This window comes from Afipia sp. P52-10, assembly GCF_000516555.1.
In the GTDB taxonomy this organism is placed as follows: Bacteria; Pseudomonadota; Alphaproteobacteria; order Rhizobiales; family Xanthobacteraceae; genus P52-10.
In genome coordinates this window covers 66,859-84,059 of sequence record NZ_AZSJ01000007.1, presented here as the reverse complement: position 1 = coordinate 84,059, position 17,201 = coordinate 66,859, and the positions used below count along the sequence as shown (strand labels likewise).

Sequence of the window (17,201 nt, the reverse complement as noted above, 5' to 3'; positions counted from 1 at the left end):
GGCATGTCCAGCCTCTTCATCGGGCAATCTCCCATGTGGTCACGGGGGTGCCGCTTGCGTCCTTGCCGTCCTTCAGCACGACCTTCATCGCTGCGAGCTGATCGCGAATGCGGTCCGACTCCTTCCAGTTCTTCTCCGCGCGCGCGGCAGCCCGCGCTGCGATCAGAGCCTCAACCGCTGCGGCATCGACTGCAACCACCTGCGGATCGGCAGCGATATATTCAGCCTTCGTCGCGCTCAAAAGCCCCATGATCATCGCGGATGCCTTGAGCTTGCGCCGGAGGCGCACTTGGTCGTCGCCTGTCCCCGCTCGTACCTCCGCAGCGATCGCATGCAGCCGCGCAATCGCACTCGCCGTATTCAAATCGTCGCCAAGCGCGTCCAGCACCCCGGCGTCCGGCGCAGCCGCGGCCTTCGTTTCATCACCGACGAGGTCGTACCAGGAATCCAGCGTCTTCCGGCTCTCCTCGAGCGCGGCCGCAGTCCAGTCGATCGGCTGGCGGTAATGCGTGCGCAGCATCGCAAGGCGGAGCACTTCACCGGACCACTTCCGTCCGGCGAACTTGTCGGTATCGAGCAACTCCCGAATCGTGACGAAGTTGCCGAGCGACTTCGACATCTTGTCGCCTTCGACCTGCAGGAAGCCGTTGTGCATCCAAACCTGCGCCATGCGGTTGGCGTGGAATGCGCAGCAGCTTTGCGCAATCTCGTTCTCGTGATGCGGGAAGACGAGATCGATGCCGCCACCATGGATGTCGAACTGTTCGCCGAGATGCTTCCAGGCCATCGCCGAGCACTCGATATGCCAGCCGGGACGCCCCTCGACCTCAATTCCGCCTGGCGACGGCCATGATGGCTCGCCGGCCTTCGAGGGCTTCCACAACACGAAATCCATCGCATCGCGCTTGTAGGGCGCGACATCGACGCGGGCGCCAGCGATCATTTCGTCGAGCGAGCGCCGCGAGAGCTTACCGTAATCCGGCATGCTGCCGACCGAGAACAGGACGTGATCCTGTTCGACATAGGCATTGCCGTTCGCAATCAGCTTCTCAATGATCTCGCGCATCTCGGCGATGTGCTCGGTCGCCCTCGGCTCGACCGTCGGACGCAGCGCGCCGAGCGCATCGACGTCGGCGTGAAATTGCGATCCCGTCAACTCGGTGACCTTGCGGATCGCCTCGTTCAAAGGCAGTGCCGGGTAATCGCGTGCGGCGCGATCGTTGATCTTATCGTCGACGTCGGTGATGTTGCGGACGTAGGTCACATGACCATCGCCGTAGACGTGCCGCAGCAAGCGGAACAGCACATCGAATACGATCACTGGCCGTGCGTTGCCGATATGGGCAAAGTCATAGACCGTCGGCCCGCAAACATACATGCGGACATTTTCAGGATCCAACGGCTGGAATCGCCGCTTCTCCTTGGTCATTGTGTCGTGAAAACGTAGTTCCATAGCCCAATTGCCCCTATGGCTGGGCGTCGGTTTATCTCAGTTTCGAGAAAAAACGGCCTCAGCCAGCGAATCGCTAGCTCGTAATCTCGCGGCAAATGCCATAAATGATGAGGAGACCGTACATAGCACCACCATGGGCCAAGTGGGCTGTTTCCGTCAAGAAAAACCGTGAATATGGCGAATTCGCCTCATTTTTGGCATACCTCGCGTGGCAAAGCGCCGTCCGTCTTTGGTTAACAAACTTTCAGCGTTTCAGGCTATCCTCGCGGGGTCGTTTGGAGCCGAGCCGGTGCATTCATGAGACCCTTAAGCCTGCTCCTCGCGTCCACGCTGCTGGTCGGCACGTCCATGGCTTGGGCGGACAGCCGCGTTTTCGTCGTCGCGAGCCAGCGGGACGGGTACGGCATCGATCGGTGCCTGGCCAACGGCGAGCAATGCGGAGCCCCCGCCGCCCGCGCATATTGCCAATCTCACCATTTCCGCGTGGCAACGGCATTTCACCGTGTCCAGCCCGAGGAGGTCACGGGCGTCATCCCTACCTCGGATGAAGGCCGGTGCGCGGGTTCCAGTTGCGACGGACGAGAGTACATCGCCATCACCTGCGAGCGGTAACGGTCCTAACGAAGGATTGTCCAGATCGCCACGTCGACGCCGCTGAAACGGCGTGACCTCGCCTCAGGAAGCAGTTATGTCAAATGACCCGGCCGCATTGCGGCCTTCTGGCCGCGGATGATGCTGAGTCTTTCGAAATTCTGCTTTCGCACCGTAACTGCCCTCGCCTTCTGCAGCGTCGTAATGACGTGGACGGCAAGGGGCAACGCGCAAGGTTATCCGCAATCGGGCCAAGCGGCCAATCCGGTCTGCCAGCGCCTCGAGGCACAACTCGCCGCCGTGGAGCGTGGTGGTATGGACGGTGGACGTTCCGACCAGATTCGCCGCTATGAAGAGGCCGCCGCGCGTCAGTCCCGCGAACTGGAGCGTGTCACCGATCAGGCGCGTCGCATGGGCTGCGACAGCTCCGGCTTCTTTTCGCTGTTCTCCAACCAGTCGGCCCAATGCGGCCCGGTGAACGGTCAGATCCAACAGATGCGCGGCAACCTGGATCAGATCACCAGCAGCCTGGAACGGCTACGCGGCAGTGGCAGCGCCGGCAATTTCGAACGGGACAGCCAGCGGCGGTCGGTTCTGGCTGCGCTCGCTCAGAACAACTGCGGCCCGCAATATGCGAACCAGGGCAGCTCGGGCGGCTTCTTTGACAGCCTGTTCGGCGGCGGCAACAGCAACGCCCTTCCGCCGCCGCCCGCCAGTTCCGAGTTCGGCGCGCCCGCATCCACCTACAAGACGGTCTGCGTCCGCACCTGTGACGGCTACTATTTCCCGATATCGTTCGCAACCAATCCGGCCCGCTTCGCCGACGACGAGCAGTCCTGCAGAAATCTGTGCCCCGCCGCCGAGGCAACGCTGTTTACATTCCGCAACGGCGAGGACGTCAGCCGCGCCGTATCGATCAACGGTCAGCCCTACTCCTCGCTTCCGAACGCCTTCAAATACCGTCAAACGTTCAATCCGGCCTGTTCTTGCAAGGCGGCAGGCCAGAGCTGGGCGGAAGCGCTGAAGAGCATCGACGATCGCGCCTCGATCGAGCGTGGCGACATCATCGTCACGGACGAACGCTCGAGGCAGATGGCCCAACCCCGCGACGCACAGGGCAGGCCCATTCGTCCCCAGGCTCAACCGAAAGGCAATGCTGCCCCGGCGGCGAACGCCCAGGCGGCTCCAGCTGAAACAACTCCGGCTGCATCGGCTTCAGGTGATCGCCCGATCCGGACGGTTGGACCGACCTTCATCCCAGCCAAGTGATCACGGCGCGGAAGCGCGGCGCTCTCAGACGTCGATCGCTTCCGTCGAGGCCTTCCCCGCACGAGCCAAAAGCGTGTCATCCGGCTTTGCCAGCGGCTTGCCCGTATCGCGAAAACGGTTGGTGATCGGATAGCGCCGATCTCGACCGAAGTTGCGTAGCGTCACCTTCACACCTGGCGCGGACTGGCGGCGCTTGTACTCGGCCACGTTCAGCAGCCGGTCAACGCGAACCACCGTGTCGCGGTCAAAGCCATCGGCGATGATTTCGGCCAGCGGGTCCTCACGCTCCACCAAGCGCTCGAGGATGGCGTCAAGCACGTCATAAGGCGGCAACGAGTCCTGGTCGGTCTGATCTTCCCGCAGTTCCGCGCTCGGCGGCCGGGTGATGATGTTGGTCGGGATAACCTCTCCGTCCGGTCCCAACGCGCCCTCTGGCTTCCAGCTGTTGCGCAGGCTGGATAGGCGGAATACTTCCGTCTTGTAGATATCCTTGATCGGGTTGAAACCGCCGTTCATATCGCCGTAGAGGGTTGCGTAGCCGACCGACATCTCCGACTTGTTGCCCGTGGTCACGACCATCAGGTTGAACTTGTTGGAGATCGCCATCAGGATCACACCCCGCGCGCGCGCCTGGATGTTCTCCTCGGCGATGTCACGCGCACGGCCTTCGAAAACGCTCCCAAGCGAGGCTTCAATGCCGTTGACGGCATCGGCGATCGGCAGCACGTCATAGCGAATACCGAGATTTTTCGACAACGCCGCCGCATCGTCGAGCGACATCTGCGCCGTGAAGCGAAACGGTAGCATCACCCCGCGGACGCGATCAGCCCCGAGAGCATCGACGGCAATCGCGGCGCAGAGCGCGGAATCGATACCTCCGGAAATGCCGAGCAGCACACCGGGGAAGCCATTCTTGCGCACGTAATCGCGCAGGCCCAGCACGCACGCTGCATAATCACCCTTGTCGCCATCGACCAGCGCAGCAACCGGCCCCTTCTCGCAAACCCAGCCATCGGCAGCGCGTGTCCAGCGCAGTGTCACCAGGCTTTCCTCGAACGCCGGCAGCTGCGCGGCCAGCGACCGGTCGGCATTCAGCACGAACGAGGCGCCATCGAACACAAGCTCGTCCTGGCCCCCGAGTTGGTTCAGATAGATCAGCGGCAGACCGCTCTCGGTCACGCGCGCCACAGCCACATTGGTCCGCACGTCGTCCTTGTCACGCCAGTATGGCGACCCGTTCGGGACGATCAGGATTTCCGCCCCCGTCTCGGTCAGGCATTCAACGATATTCTCATAGGCTGGAGACTCGTCCGTCCAGATGTCTTCACAGATCGGAACGCCGATCCGGACCCCCTTCACCGTGATGGGGCCCGCGACCGGACCGGGCGTGAACACGCGCCGCTCATCGAACACGCCGTAGTTCGGCAGGTTCACCTTGTAGCGGATCGCCGCGATACGCCCGCCATCGAGCAACGCGCAGGCGTTGTAAAGACGTCCGCCATCGATCCACGGCGTACCGATCAGCATGGCCGGTCCGCCATCCGCAGTGTCGCGCGCCAACTCCTCGATCGCCGTCCGACAGGCCGATTGGAAAGCGGGTTTGAGAACGAGGTCTTCCGGCGGATAGCCCACAATGAACAATTCGGGGTAAACGATCAGATCGGCCCCGTCCGCTTTCGCACGGGCACGCGCCTCGCGTGCCTTAGCGGCATTTCCTTCGATGTCGCCCATCGTCGGATTGAGCTGGGCGAGTGTGATAGCGAGACGGTCTGCGGCTTTATCGATCATGGGTCACTTCGGCTGATTAGGCGAAGTCTATCGTGCGCAACCGTTTTCGCAATCGCCCCGAAAGCAGATCAGACGATCCCTAGCCGCTCGGCAATCGCGAACACCCAGAGGATGCCGGTCATCAGCAATGCGACCAGAACGGCCGCCGATCCCATATCCTTTACGCGGCCGATCTGTTCATCGTGATCCCGCGTCAGGCGGTCGGCCAGCTTCTCGATCGCGGTATTGAGCAATTCGATCGCCAGGAGCAAAAGCACCACCAGGATCAATTCAACCGCCCGCGCGGTCGTGACACCAATGATGAATGCAAGGGGAATGGCAATGGCCAGAATGACCAGTTCTTCACGAACGGCCTGCTCGGAACGGGCCGCGGCAACCAGCCCGTTCCAGCTATTGATCGTCGCAAGATAGAGTCGCTTCAACTCACAGCCCTGCCGCCGCCGGCATCGGCTTGGCGCGCGCCTCCCGCTCCTGCTTCAAGAATTCGGCGATCAGGAAAGCGAGATCGATCGATTGCTCGGCATTCAAACGGGGATCGCAGACCGTGTGATAGCGGTCGTTCAGATCCTCGTCACTGATGGCGCGTGCGCCACCCGTGCATTCGGTAACATCCTTGCCGGTCATCTCCAGATGAACACCGCCCGCATGCGTGCCCTCGGCGGCATGGATGGAGAAGAACGACTTCACCTCCGACACGATGCGGTCGAACGGCCGGGTCTTGTAGCCGGAGGTCGACGTAATCGTATTGCCGTGCATCGGATCGCACGACCAAACCACGACCCTCCCTTCGCGTTGCACGGCACGGATCAGCGACGGCAGGCATTCGGCCACCTTGTCGGAGCCAAAACGGTTGATCAGCGTCAAGCGGCCGGGCTCGTTATCCGGATTGAGGACATCGATCAGACGAAGCAGTTCGTCGGCTTTCAGGGATGGTCCGCACTTGAGGCCGATCGGATTTTTGATGCCGCGGAAATATTCCACATGCCCGTTCTCAAGCTGACGGGTCCTGTCGCCGATCCAGAGCATATGGCCGGAGGTCGCGTACCAGTCGCCGGTGGTCGAATCGACCCGCGTCATGGCCTCCTCGTAGCCAAGCAGCAACGCCTCGTGGCTCGTGTAGAAATCGGTGGCCCGAAGCTCCGGATGGCTCTCGAGATCCAGACCGCACGCCTGCATGAAGCTCAGCGCCTCGGAAATCCGATCAGCCAGTTCCTTGTAGCGGCGCGACTGCTGCGAGTCCTTCAGGAAACCCAGCATCCACTGATGCACGCTCGCCAAATTGGCGAAGCCGCCGGTCGCGAACGCGCGCAAGAGATTGAGCGTCGCCGCCGACTGCCGATACGCCATCAACTGCCGCTGCGGATTCGGCACCCGCGCCTCGGCGGTGAAGGCATTGTCGTTGATGATGTCCCCGCGATAGCTCGGGAGCTCGATGCCGTTGAGCTTTTCAGTCGGCGATGAGCGCGGCTTGGCGAATTGTCCCGCAATGCGGCCGACCTTCACGACCGGCGAAGCGCCTGCGTAGGTCAATACCACCGCCATCTGCAGGAACACCCTGAAGAAGTCGCGGATGTTGTTGGCACCATGCTCGGCAAAGCTTTCGGCACAGTCGCCGCCTTGCAGCAGGAACGCTTCGCCCGCAGCGACCCGCGCCAGCGACTTCTTCAGATTACGAGCTTCACCGGCGAACACGAGCGGCGGAAAGGTCGCCAGTTGCGCCTCGACATCGGCCAAGGCATTGGCATCCGGATATTCCGGCATCTGCAAGACTGGCTTCTTGCGCCAGCTGTCGGGTGTCCACCGCTCGGACATGGGCTCGCTCCTCAAAATCCGGCTCGCGTCAATTCCCGCGCGCGCCGGAGGGCCGGGTTATACACAGGCCGCAAGAACCACGCTAGCCGGAAATCAGCCTTGCGAGTCAAGATGTTGCGGAACGGATCGGTTTGCCTGCAAGTGATCCGGAGACAACGCAAGAGGTTGGACGTGGCGGAAGCCATCATCGAGGACGTTTTCATCGACGACATCCTGCTGCCGGCCAATGACGGCTACATGCTGGGCGCCACCTTGTTCCTGCCGCGTAACGGGACAAAGCAGACCGCGGTCCTGATCAACTCCGCCACCGCCGTCCCGCGCAAGATCTATCGACCGTTCGCAACCTATCTCTCGGGCCTCGGTTCCGTCGTCCTCACCTTCGACTATCGCGGCATTGGCGGATCCCGGCCCGCGTCGCTGTCCGGCTTCAAGGCGTCGATGTCCGATTGGGCGGCGCTGGACTCCGCCGCCGCCGTCAGCTGGCTGCGCGGGCGCTACAAGGGCTTGCCGCTTGGCGTGGTCGGCCACTCGTTTGGCGGCCAAGCGATTGGCCTCCTGCCCAACAACGATATGATCTCCCGCAGCCTGCTGGTTGCCGCCCAGGCGGGCCACTGGGGATTGATGCCTTCGCCGGAAAAGTATCGCGTGTATGCGATGCTGAACCTGCTGGGCAAGCCTATCACCCACCTGCTCGGCTATACGCCGGGCCGGCTTGGCATCGGCGAGGACCTGCCCAAAGGGGTGTTCCTGCAATGGGCCGATTGGGTGATGAAGGAACGCTACTATTACGATGACCCATCGCTGACTGCGCTCGCGAATTACGGGCAATACAAAGCGCCGGTGCGGGCGCTGAGCTTCACCGACGACCCTTGGGCTACGGAGCCCATGGTCGAACTGCTCTGCAGCGGCTTTACCGCGACAAAGCCGCAAATCGTCTCAATCGCTCCGCAAGCGGTCGGCGCCAAGACAATCGGCCATTTCGGTTTCTTCCGGCCGGAGCATCGCGAGACGCTCTGGAAGGACGCCGCCGGCTGGCTCCTCGCCAAACCGGCGTAAGCCCCCGGCACCTACTCGGCAGCCACCCCGCGCACATGCTGCGCGCTCGGCGTGCGCATCGTCACAAGCTCTTCCGCCGCCGTCGGATGCAGCGCCATCGTTGCATCGAAATCCGCCTTGGTCGCCTTCATCTTCACGGCAATTCCAACCGCCTGGATGATCTCGCCGGCGTCGTCGCCGACGATGTGACAGCCGAGCACGCGATCGCTCTCCCCGTCGACGATCAGCTTCATCAGCATGCGTGTGTTGCGGCCGGACAGCGTCGCCTTCATCGGCTTGAAGTCGGCCTTGTAGATATCGACGCGCGCGAACTGCGATCGCGCCTGCTCCTCCGTGAGACCCACGGTGCCGACTTCCGGCTGGGTAAAGACGGCGGTCGAAACATCCGCATGGTCGACGCAGGTCGGTTTGTTGCCGAAAACCGTATCGGCGAAAGCGTGACCCTCGCGTATCGCGACGGGGGTCAGGTTCAGGCGATGGGTCACATCACCGACCGCATAGATGTGCGGAACGGACGTGCGCGAAAACGCATCAACAGCAATGCCCCCATTCTGCGGATTGAGAGCGACGCCGGCCTTCTCAAGACCAAGACCGGCAACGTTCGGATTGCGGCCGATCGCGAACATGACCTGCTCGCTGACGACGCTCGTTCCGTTCGAAAGCCGCGAGGAATATTCATGGCCCTGCTTATCGACCCGAGCGACCGTGCAGCCGGTCAGAATCTTGATGCCCGAGGCTTCCATCTCCTTGCGAACATGCGCTCGCACATCGTCATCGAAGCCGCGCAGAATGTTCTCGCCGCGGTAGACGACGGTCACATCGCTGCCGAGACCTGCGAAAATACACGCGAACTCGAGGGCGATATACCCGCCGCCCTGGATCAAGATGCGCTTTGGCAACGTATCGAGATGGAACACCTCATTCGAGGAGATGACGTGCTCGATACCGGGAATCGCCGCGCCGTGATTGGGCGCAGCGCCGACCGCAATCAGCACATGCTTGGCACGCACCGTCTCGCCGTTGGACAGCGACAGGGTGTGCTGGTCCTGAAAGACCGCGCGCGCCTTGACGATCTGCACGCCCGCCTTGTCGAGGTTGGCGGTGTAGATGCTCTCCAGACGGGTGATTTCTTTGTCCTTGTTGGCGATCAGCGTCGGCCAATCGAAAGTCGCTTGAGGGATCGACCAGCCGTAGCCGGCCGCATCCTCGATCTCGTGATGAACATGGGACGCGTAGACCAGCAACTTCTTCGGCACGCAGCCGCGGATCACGCAGGTCCCGCCGACCCGGTACTCCTCGGCAACCAGCACCCGCGCGCCGTAACCTGCCGCGATTCGGGCTGCGCGGACGCCCCCCGAACCACCACCGATCACGAATAGATCGACTTCCCGATCAGCCACCTTAGCCATGGGACTTCAGCCTTTCGATCGCGCTCTTGCGAACCTCGCCAATGCCATCTCCGAGAAGACGCTCAGAGATCCTTGCCGCGCTTCTTGAGTTCGGTTCGGAACAGCTCGTTGACCTCGAGAGCAAAGTCCTCGCCCCAATTGCGCATGTAGTTCAAGCTTGCTTCGATGGACTTCGGCTCCTGCTCAATGCTCTTTTTGCCAAGCGGAGATTTGTAGAAGGCCAGCAAGTCTTTCAACTCCTGCTCGGTAAAATCCGTGGCATAGATCTGGGCCATCGCATCGCCGATCTGGCTCTCGCGCCCCTTCAGGTCGCCCGCGAGCTTCAGCGAAATCTCCTCGATGTCGCGCTGCAGGTTGAGATTGCTCTGCATCAGCGAGTTCTTCACGCTCTGGATCGTCGATACCACCGCCCCGTCGTAGACCGCACGGGCGTTCTTCAACTGAAGAATTTCCTTCGCGGCTGCGATCGCGCCCGCGGAAGGAGCCGGTCTCTGCTGTGCAGCCGCAGGTGCCTTCTGCGCTTGCGCCAGGGCAACGTCGGCACTCGTCAGCGCAAGGACCGCGGTCGCCGCCGCCGCTACGAAAAGCTTCTTCATCGATCGTCTCCTCATCACCGGCCGGCAGGCCGTTCTATCACGCGCACGCCCGCCGGATCGGCGAGAATGACTTTGCTCGCCAGAGCGACGAACAGCCCGTGCTCGACAACTCCGGGAATGCCGCTCAGAGCGGCAGCAAGCTTCGGAACGTCAGGAATTCGTCCGCATTTGGCATCCACGATCCAGTGGCCGCCATCGGTGACGAAAGCATGGCCGTTGCTCATACGCAGAACCTGGTCGCCCGGACAGCCGGCGCCTTCAAGGGCACGCGCGATGGCGGCCTGCGTCGCACCGAGACCGAACGGCACCACCTCGATCGGCAATGGAAAACGCCCGAGCGGCTGCACCCATTTGCTAGCGTCAGCGATCACCGTCATTTTGGCGGAGGCCGCGGCTACGATCTTTTCACGCAACAAGGCGCCCCCGCCGCCTTTGATCAGGCTGAGCGTGGGATCGACCTCGTCGGCCCCGTCCACGGTCAAATCGAGATTCGGCGTCTCATCGAGGGTCGTCAGGGTGATCCCGCACTGGATGGCCTGCTCGCGGGTGGCTTCCGAGGTCGGCACGCCCAGAACCTTCAGGCCGGCGCGCACGCGCTCACCCAGCAGATCGACGAAGTGACGGGCCGTCGAGCCGGTTCCAAGACCGAGCTTCATGCCATCGCGCACGTCCTCGAGCGCCCGTGCCGCCGCCTGCCGTTTCAGTCCTTCGATATCCATCCTGTGGCCCTGCGATCACCATAGTCCGCCACCAGCAGCGCGGAGCAGCACGGTGTCTAGCCTCGAAATCGCCTGAGGAACAGCCTACAGCATCGTTCCCGGCCAAATTGCATAGGAAAGTTCGTCCGTTGCCTCTTGCGGAGCGCCCGCACCGCAAGTAGCGATCTGGCATGGCTATTCCCCCTCTCGTCGTATTCGACCTGGACGGCACGCTGGTCGACACCGCGCCCGATCTGGTGGCCGCGCTCAATGTCACCTTGCGGAACGAAGGCATTTCCGAATTGCCCCTCGAAACCGCCCGAAACATGATCGGCGGCGGCGCCCGCAAGCTGATCGAGCGCGGGCTCGAGGCCGAAGGCTACGATATCGCCAAGGCCGATATCGACCGGATGATGAAAGCTTTCATCACCTACTATTCAGAGCATATCGCGGATCTCTCGCGCCCGTTCGAGGGGCTCGATGGCGCTTTGGATGACCTTGCCGCCAAGGGCTGCAGCTTTGCGGTTTGCACCAACAAGCTCGAATGGCTTTCCAAGCTATTGATTGATCGGCTGAACCTGACGCACCGCTTCGCTGCGATCTGCGGTGCCGATACGTTCGGGATTGCCAAACCCGATCCGTCGTTTCTGCGCCAGACGGTGGCCAAGGCCGGAGGCGAAATGGCTTCGACGGTGATGGTCGGCGATGCCGGCACCGATGTTGGCGTGGCGCGGAGAGCCGGGGTACCGGTGGTCGGTGTGACGTTCGGCTACACGGAGACCCCTATCGAACATCTGAATCCCGATCGCATTATTTCGCATATGCGAGAGCTTCCCCAAGCCGTCGTCGACCTGCTGCCGCGACAATCCCGCGCCGCGACCAAGTCACTGAAATAGCTCATATATCTCCTCAAAATCTGCCCGCGTCGCGCCAGTTATTAACCTTTTGGTAACGATGCGGGTCGCGATCGTTGCGCGCAGAACGTGACGCTCCTATGGTTCTGAGTGGGGATGGATGCGGCTGGGCGCCGCAGCAATCAGTCAATCAGTCACAATGGGTGGGTCATGCGGCGCGTTATCGTGTTTTCGCTTGCGGGCATTGCTTTGTCCGGATGCACTTCATTTTCATCGTTACCGGGGGCAAGCATCTTCAGTCCGACGCCAGCGCCCGTTACGCTGCAGTTCGAATCGATGCCGGCTGGCGCCGAGGCGCGCACGTCCACGGGCGGGAGCTGCCGGACACCCTGCTCGCTTTCCGTCCCCGCCGAACCGCTGACTGTCACCTACACGCTGGACAAGTATCAACCGCAAACAGTCTCGGTGCAGCCGACAAAGAAGCTCGCGAGCAATCCGCAGACAGACATTCAGTTCGAGACCTATGTGACCGATCTGGAGCCCAATCCGGTGTTCGCCCAGCTCGAACCGACAGCGCCCCCCAAGCGCTCGCGCAGGGCGCCTCCGAAACGTCCCGCCAAGCGCGCCGAGGCGCCGGCGGCAGCCGAGCCGGCCGTGACTGCCACCTCACCGTTCCCGGACCCCGTCGGCGCAAGCCCCTTCCCTTCACGCTGACGTCATAGCGGCTCTCTGCCTGGTTGCCCGACGCCAGCGGTCCCCCTAGATTGAGGGTATCGCTGGCCGATACGCGCCACGCGCAGGAACTGCTGTGGCAATGACCGCAACCGATCTCCAGACCATCGGCATGACCGACCCGTTTGGCCGGGCCATTACTTATTTGCGCGTCTCGGTGACCGACCGCTGCGATTTGCGCTGCGTCTACTGCATGTCGGAAGACATGACCTTCCTGCCCAAGGCGGATCTGCTCACGCTCGAAGAGCTCGATCGGCTCTGCTCGGTGTTCATTGCTAAGGGCGTCCGCAAGCTTCGGCTGACTGGCGGGGAACCGCTGGTCCGGCGCAACATGATTTCGCTGCTCCGCTCGCTGTCGCGCCACCTCGTCAGCGGCAAGCTGGATGAATTGACCCTGACGACGAACGGATCGCTGCTCTCGAAATTCGCCGGCGAATTGGCCGATTGCGGCGTCCGCCGCATCAATGTGTCTCTCGACACGCTAGATGCCGCACGTTTCCGCAGCATCACGCGCTGGGGCGACCTCAACAAGGTTCTCGAGGGCATCAGAGCCGCGCAAGCCGCAGGCCTGCGCGTGAAGATCAACGCCGTCGCGCTGAAGAACGTCAATGAGGAGGAAATTCCCTCCCTGATCGAATGGGCGCATGGCGAAGGAATGGACATCACCCTAATCGAGGTGATGCCGCTAGGCGACATCGGCGAAGGACGTATCGACCAGTACGTACCGCTCTCGTTGATCCGCGCCCGGCTGGAGCAGCAGTTCTCGCTCACCGATCTCGCCGAACGGACAGGTGGTCCTGCCCGCTACGTGCGCGTGCGGGAGACCGGAGGCAAGCTCGGCTTCATCACCCCGCTGACCCATAATTTCTGCGAAGCGTGCAACCGGGTCCGCATCACCTGCACCGGCACCATTCACACATGCCTCGGCCAAGAGGATGCGGCTGACCTGCGCCGCCCGCTGCGAGCCTCCCCCGATAATGCCCAGCTCGAGGCGGCCATCGACCGGGCCATCGGCACCAAGCCCAAGGGGCACGATTTCGTCATCGACCGGCGGCACAACCGGCCAAGCGTCGGCCGGCACATGAGCGTCACCGGCGGCTGAGCGCTCGCATCTCCCTCAAATAGCCAATTGACGACAAGAAACCGGGCTGGAATGGTTGCCATGCCTCTTGTCCGGCCTGCCGCAATTGGCCCATAAAACCAAGACTTCTGAGGATTCCGAGGGGGACAATTTGCGTGCACTCTTGCGGGTAAGCCGCGTAATCGATGCATTCAGCGAGCGTGTCGGCAGGCTGCTGTCATGGCTCATCGTCGTGGCCGTGGTTGTCTCCTCGGTCAATGCGATCATCAGAAAGCTGTTCGACGTATCGTCAAATTCGTTCCTCGAACTGCAATGGGTCCTCTTCAGCATCGTCTTTCTGCTGTGCTCTCCGTGGACGCTGCTGAAGAACGAGCACATCCGCATCGACGTCGTCAATTATGCCCTACCACTGAAGGTCCGAAGCTGGATCGACATGATTGGGCATCTGCTGTTCCTGCTGCCCTTCATCATCATTCTGCTCTGGACGTCGATCCCGTTCTTTCTGACCTCGTATCACATCAACGAGCAATCTTTCAGCGCCGGTGGTCTCCCGCAATGGCCGGCAAAATCGCTGATCATGATCGGCATGGCGCTCCTGCTGCTGCAAGCGATCTCGGAAATCATCAAGCGTGCAGCGATCATGGCCGGGGTCATTCCCGATCCCAATGCGGAAGTTCTAAGCGCGCATCAGATCGCTGAGGCGGAAGCCGCCAAGCTGGCGGCCGGCATCTCGGCCGACCGGAAGTAACAGCAGGCAGCGCGCACGAAGGAACCGCCCAATGACCGCGTTTATCATCCACAACATGGCGCCGATCATGTTTGCGTCGCTTGTTGTGTTCCTGCTGCTCGGCTACCCGGTGGCATTTTCGCTGGCAGCGAATGGCTTGCTGTTCGCCTTCATCGGCATCGAACTCGGCCTGTTCCGTCCCGACTTCCTGCAGGCGTTGCCCGAGCGTGTCTACGGCGTCATGAACAACGACACGCTGCTTGCCATTCCGTTCTTCACCTTCATGGGCCTGATCCTTGAACGATCTGGCATGGCAGAGGATTTGCTCGAGACGATCGGGCAGCTTTTCGGCAGCATCCGCGGCGGCATCGCCTACGCCGTCATCTTTGTCGGAGCCTTGCTCGCAGCGACGACAGGTGTGGTCGCCGCTTCGGTCATCTCGATGGGCCTGATCTCGCTGCCGATCATGCTGCGCTATGGCTATGATCGCCGGGTCGCAACGGGCGTCATTGCCGCCTCTGGTACGCTTGCACAGATCATTCCGCCGTCCCTCGTTCTCATCGTCATGGCAGATCAACTCGGCCGCTCCGTCGGCGACATGTACGAGGGTGCGTTTATTCCCGGGATCGTTCTGTCCTTGCTCTATGCCTTCTATATTTTTCTGGTCTCGGTGGTTGCCCCGCAAGCAACCCCAGGGTTGCCGCTGGAAGCGCAGACCCTGCGTGAACCGGAAACGGCACGCCACCCTCTGATCTTCCCGCTTGCCGTGATCGCGGCGGTGGGCACCGCATGGTTCATCGTCACGCGGCTTGGATTGTTCGACTGGATTCTGCCCGTCTTCGAGAAGCTCTCCCTGGGCACGCCGGTCGGCCATGGCATCTTGACCGTCGCGCTGACCGCCCTCCTCACCAAACCGTTCCTCGGCATCATCCGAACGATGACCATATCGCTGTTCCTGGTCATCTGTGGAGCGACGGCCGCTGCTCTGTTCGTCATGAGCTTCACCAAGGTAAAGCCTGGAGCGGACTATGTTGTGCTCTCGATGACGGTGGCGGTCGCCCTGTCATTCGTCATCGCCGTCGTAAACCGCTTCAGCGGTTTGAAGCTCCTGTCCAAGCTTGCCGAACAGGTCGTGTTCGTCATGGTGCCGCCGCTCGGCTTGGTCTTCCTGGTCCTCGGCACGATCTTTATCGGCGTGGCTACGCCGACCGAAGGCGGGGCAATGGGAGCCGCCGGCGCCATGATCCTCGCCATGATGAAGGGCAGGCTCAGCGTCGATCTCACCCGTCAAGCCGCGGAATCGACAGCAAAGCTGTCGGCGTTCGTCGTCTTCATCCTCATCGGCGCCCGCGTGTTCTCATTGACGTTCTATGGGGTCGATGGCCATCGCTGGGTTGAGGAACTGCTGATATCGCTGCCCGGTGGCCAGATCGGCTTCCTGATCTTCGTCAACGTGATCGTATTCCTGCTAGCCTTCTTCCTCGACTTCTTCGAGCTCGCCTTCATCATCGTCCCGTTGCTTGGGCCGGCCGCTGAAAAGCTTGGCATCGATCTGATCTGGTTCGGTGTGATCCTCGGCGTCAACATGCAAACGTCGTTCATGCATCCACCCTTCGGCTTCGCCCTGTTCTATCTGCGCTCGGTGGCACCACGGGAGGCCTACACCGATCGCGTCAGCGGCAAGCGCATGGAGCCCGTGACGACGGGACAAATCTACTGGGGCTCGGTGCCCTTCGTGATCATCCAGCTCATCATGGTCGGCCTCGTCATCGCCTTCCCGCAGATGGTGATGCACTACAAATCCGTCGGCACGGCTGTTGATCCTTCGAAGGTCGATTTCCAGATACCCGAACTGGATCTACCTCCTCTCGACCTCGGTCCGCCAAAACTTCAATAAACAAGAACGGCCCGGCTAAACCGGGCCGTTTTTCGATTATCGTACAGGAGAATTATCCCCGCGCGCGGGAACGGATCATGAAGCTATCGTAACCATATTCGGCGACCTGCCACCAGAAATACTGCTCGTTGCGGAACGCGACCATGCTGTCATAGATCTTCTTGAAATCAGCGTTCTTGGCCGACGTCTCCGCATAGACCTCATTTGCCGCCTTCAGGCATGCCTCCATCACATTGGTCGAAAACGCGCGGAGTTCTGCGCCACCGGCCAGCAGCCGCCGCAACGCTGCAGGATTGAGCGCATCGTATCGCGCCTGCATCGTTTCGTTGGCAAGGGATGAGGCGGTCTTGATAATCGACTTATACGCCGGCGGCAGCGCATTCCATTTGTCGAGATTGACGAAGTTATGCAGTCCCGGTCCACCCTCCCACCAACCGGGATAATAGTAATACTTCGCGACCTTGTTGAAGCCGAGCTTCTCGTCGTCATAGGGCCCGACCCATTCGGCCGCGTCGATCGTCCCCTTCTCCAGCGCCGGATAGATATCGCCGCCGGCGATCTGCTGCGGCACGGTGCCGAGCTTGGTCAGAACTTGCCCTGCAAAGCCACCGATCCGCATCTTGAGACCGCTCAGGTCCTTCGCCTCCTTGATTTCCTTGCGATACCAGCCGCCCATCTGACAGCCCGTATTGCCGGCGAGAAAGGCGATGATGTTCGACTTCTTGTAGAACTCATTCAGCAAATCGCCGCCACCGCCGACTTGCAGCCATGCGGTCTGCATGCGGCTGTTCAAGCCAAAGGGCACAGCAGTCGCAAGCGCATAGGTCGGATCCTTGCCGACATAGTAATATGAAGCCGTATGTCCCATCTCCACGGTGCCGTTGGAGACAGCGTCGGCAACTTGCAGCCCCGGGACGATTTCGCCTGCAGCAAAGACCTGGATCTGAAATCTGTTATCCGTTGCTTCAGCAACGGCTTTTGAGAAGACTTCCGCTGCACCGTAGATCGTATCGAGCGACTTTGGAAAACTCGACGTCAAACGCCATTTCAGTTCAGGCATGGATTGCGCAATGGCAGGCGACGCGACCGCTGCTCCGGCAATGCCGATACCGGCAGTCCGGATAAAATCCCTTCTCTTCATGGGAATTTGCTCCTGGTGTCTGTCTCCCTTGCCCTTTCTTGCTGAGAGCTTGGTCCGCCATGGACATCACCGAGCATACATGGATTTATCATCCCGC

Annotated in this window: 15 protein-coding genes; 7 read left to right on the top strand and 8 right to left on the bottom strand. The window is 61.3% G+C overall.

The features are described 5' to 3' along the window. Positions 1-16 precede the first annotated feature (16 nt). Positions 17-1,453 (bottom strand): cysteine--tRNA ligase, encoded by a 1,437-nt coding sequence (gene cysS / locus X566_RS17660; RefSeq protein ID WP_034470011.1) that lies wholly within the window; start codon positions 1,451-1,453, stop codon positions 17-19. Positions 1,454-2,248: 795 nt separating this feature from the next. Here cysS and X566_RS17650 point away from each other — a divergent pair. Next, on the top strand, positions 2,249-3,313 hold the full coding sequence (locus X566_RS17650; RefSeq protein WP_244434828.1) for a DUF2865 domain-containing protein: 1,065 nt from the start codon (positions 2,249-2,251) through the stop codon (positions 3,311-3,313). Between the two features lie 24 nt (positions 3,314-3,337). Here X566_RS17650 and X566_RS17645 read toward each other — a convergent pair whose 3' ends face one another. The 3 genes from X566_RS17645 to X566_RS17635 form a co-directional block, all read right to left on the bottom strand. Next, entirely contained in the window at positions 3,338-5,101 is a 1,764-nt protein-coding gene (locus X566_RS17645; RefSeq protein ID WP_034470007.1) for an NAD+ synthase, read from the bottom strand. Positions 5,102-5,169: 68 nt separating this feature from the next. Next, positions 5,170-5,523: a diacylglycerol kinase gene (locus X566_RS17640; RefSeq protein WP_034470006.1), complete on the bottom strand. Its 354-nt coding sequence runs from the start codon at positions 5,521-5,523 to the stop codon at positions 5,170-5,172. 1 nt (position 5,524) lies between these two features. After that, complete coding sequence (locus X566_RS17635) at positions 5,525-6,913, bottom strand: class II 3-deoxy-7-phosphoheptulonate synthase (protein WP_034470005.1); 1,389 nt, start codon at positions 6,911-6,913, stop codon at positions 5,525-5,527. 237 nt (positions 6,914-7,150) lie between these two features. Here X566_RS17635 and X566_RS17630 point away from each other — a divergent pair, with 237 nt between their 5' ends. Beyond that, a complete protein-coding gene (locus tag X566_RS17630) occupies positions 7,151-7,969 on the top strand; it encodes an alpha/beta fold hydrolase (protein ID WP_244434865.1) in 819 nt (272 codons plus the stop codon). Positions 7,970-7,980: 11 nt separating this feature from the next. Here the strand turns inward: X566_RS17630 and gor are convergent, their stop codons facing one another. From gor to rpiA, 3 genes are all read right to left on the bottom strand, one after another. Then, positions 7,981-9,369 (bottom strand): glutathione-disulfide reductase, encoded by a 1,389-nt coding sequence (gene gor / locus X566_RS17625; protein WP_034472265.1) that lies wholly within the window; start codon positions 9,367-9,369, stop codon positions 7,981-7,983. Between the two features lie 71 nt (positions 9,370-9,440). Beyond that, the gene (locus X566_RS17620) at positions 9,441-9,974 is read right to left on the bottom strand and encodes a DUF2059 domain-containing protein (protein WP_034470004.1); all 534 of its coding nucleotides are present in this window, start codon (positions 9,972-9,974) and stop codon (positions 9,441-9,443) included. Positions 9,975-9,988: 14 nt separating this feature from the next. Next, positions 9,989-10,693, bottom strand: a complete 705-nt coding sequence (gene rpiA / locus X566_RS17615) for a ribose-5-phosphate isomerase RpiA (protein ID WP_034470002.1) — start codon at positions 10,691-10,693, stop codon at positions 9,989-9,991. Between the two features lie 170 nt (positions 10,694-10,863). On the opposite strand from rpiA, the gene X566_RS17610 reads away from it, so the two are divergent. The 5 genes from X566_RS17610 to X566_RS17590 all read left to right on the top strand — a co-directional run bounded on the left by X566_RS17610 (position 10,864) and on the right by X566_RS17590 (position 15,963). Further along, positions 10,864-11,568 (top strand): HAD hydrolase-like protein, encoded by a 705-nt coding sequence (locus X566_RS17610; protein ID WP_034470000.1) that lies wholly within the window; start codon positions 10,864-10,866, stop codon positions 11,566-11,568. 294 nt (positions 11,569-11,862) lie between these two features. Further along, on the top strand, positions 11,863-12,240 hold the full coding sequence (locus X566_RS17605) for a hypothetical protein (RefSeq protein WP_343213115.1): 378 nt from the start codon (positions 11,863-11,865) through the stop codon (positions 12,238-12,240). 100 nt (positions 12,241-12,340) lie between these two features. Beyond that, a complete protein-coding gene (moaA, locus tag X566_RS17600) occupies positions 12,341-13,360 on the top strand; it encodes a GTP 3',8-cyclase MoaA (protein WP_034469997.1) in 1,020 nt (339 codons plus the stop codon). A gap of 130 nt (positions 13,361-13,490) precedes the next feature. Further along, complete coding sequence (locus tag X566_RS17595; protein ID WP_034469995.1) at positions 13,491-14,087, top strand: TRAP transporter small permease subunit; 597 nt, start codon at positions 13,491-13,493, stop codon at positions 14,085-14,087. A 31-nt stretch (positions 14,088-14,118) separates the two neighbouring features. Beyond that, on the top strand, positions 14,119-15,963 hold the full coding sequence (locus tag X566_RS17590) for a TRAP transporter large permease subunit (RefSeq protein WP_034469993.1): 1,845 nt from the start codon (positions 14,119-14,121) through the stop codon (positions 15,961-15,963). Positions 15,964-16,015: 52 nt separating this feature from the next. On the opposite strand, the gene X566_RS17585 is transcribed toward X566_RS17590, so the two are convergent. Further along, positions 16,016-17,104, bottom strand: a complete 1,089-nt coding sequence (locus tag X566_RS17585; protein WP_034469991.1) for a TRAP transporter substrate-binding protein — start codon at positions 17,102-17,104, stop codon at positions 16,016-16,018. Positions 17,105-17,201: the final 97 nt, after the last annotated feature.

What these genes read in the sequence shown, in the direction of transcription:
- cysS (WP_034470011.1), bottom strand. Translation starts at nt 1,453, where the DNA reads ATGGAACTACGTTTTCACGACACAATGACCAAGGAGAAGCGGCGATTC.
- X566_RS17650 (WP_244434828.1), top strand. Translation starts at nt 2,249, where the DNA reads ATGACGTGGACGGCAAGGGGCAACGCGCAAGGTTATCCGCAATCGGGC.
- X566_RS17645 (WP_034470007.1), bottom strand. Translation starts at nt 5,101, where the DNA reads ATGATCGATAAAGCCGCAGACCGTCTCGCTATCACACTCGCCCAGCTC.
- X566_RS17635 (WP_034470005.1), bottom strand. Translation starts at nt 6,913, where the DNA reads ATGTCCGAGCGGTGGACACCCGACAGCTGGCGCAAGAAGCCAGTCTTG.
- X566_RS17630 (WP_244434865.1), top strand. Translation starts at nt 7,151, where the DNA reads ATGCTGGGCGCCACCTTGTTCCTGCCGCGTAACGGGACAAAGCAGACC.
- X566_RS17620 (WP_034470004.1), bottom strand. Translation starts at nt 9,974, where the DNA reads ATGAAGAAGCTTTTCGTAGCGGCGGCGGCGACCGCGGTCCTTGCGCTG.
- rpiA (WP_034470002.1), bottom strand. Translation starts at nt 10,693, where the DNA reads ATGGATATCGAAGGACTGAAACGGCAGGCGGCGGCACGGGCGCTCGAG.
- X566_RS17610 (WP_034470000.1), top strand. Translation starts at nt 10,864, where the DNA reads ATGGCTATTCCCCCTCTCGTCGTATTCGACCTGGACGGCACGCTGGTC.
- X566_RS17605 (WP_343213115.1), top strand. Translation starts at nt 11,863, where the DNA reads ATGCCGGCTGGCGCCGAGGCGCGCACGTCCACGGGCGGGAGCTGCCGG.
- moaA (WP_034469997.1), top strand. Translation starts at nt 12,341, where the DNA reads ATGACCGCAACCGATCTCCAGACCATCGGCATGACCGACCCGTTTGGC.
- X566_RS17590 (WP_034469993.1), top strand. Translation starts at nt 14,119, where the DNA reads ATGACCGCGTTTATCATCCACAACATGGCGCCGATCATGTTTGCGTCG.
- X566_RS17585 (WP_034469991.1), bottom strand. Translation starts at nt 17,104, where the DNA reads ATGAAGAGAAGGGATTTTATCCGGACTGCCGGTATCGGCATTGCCGGA.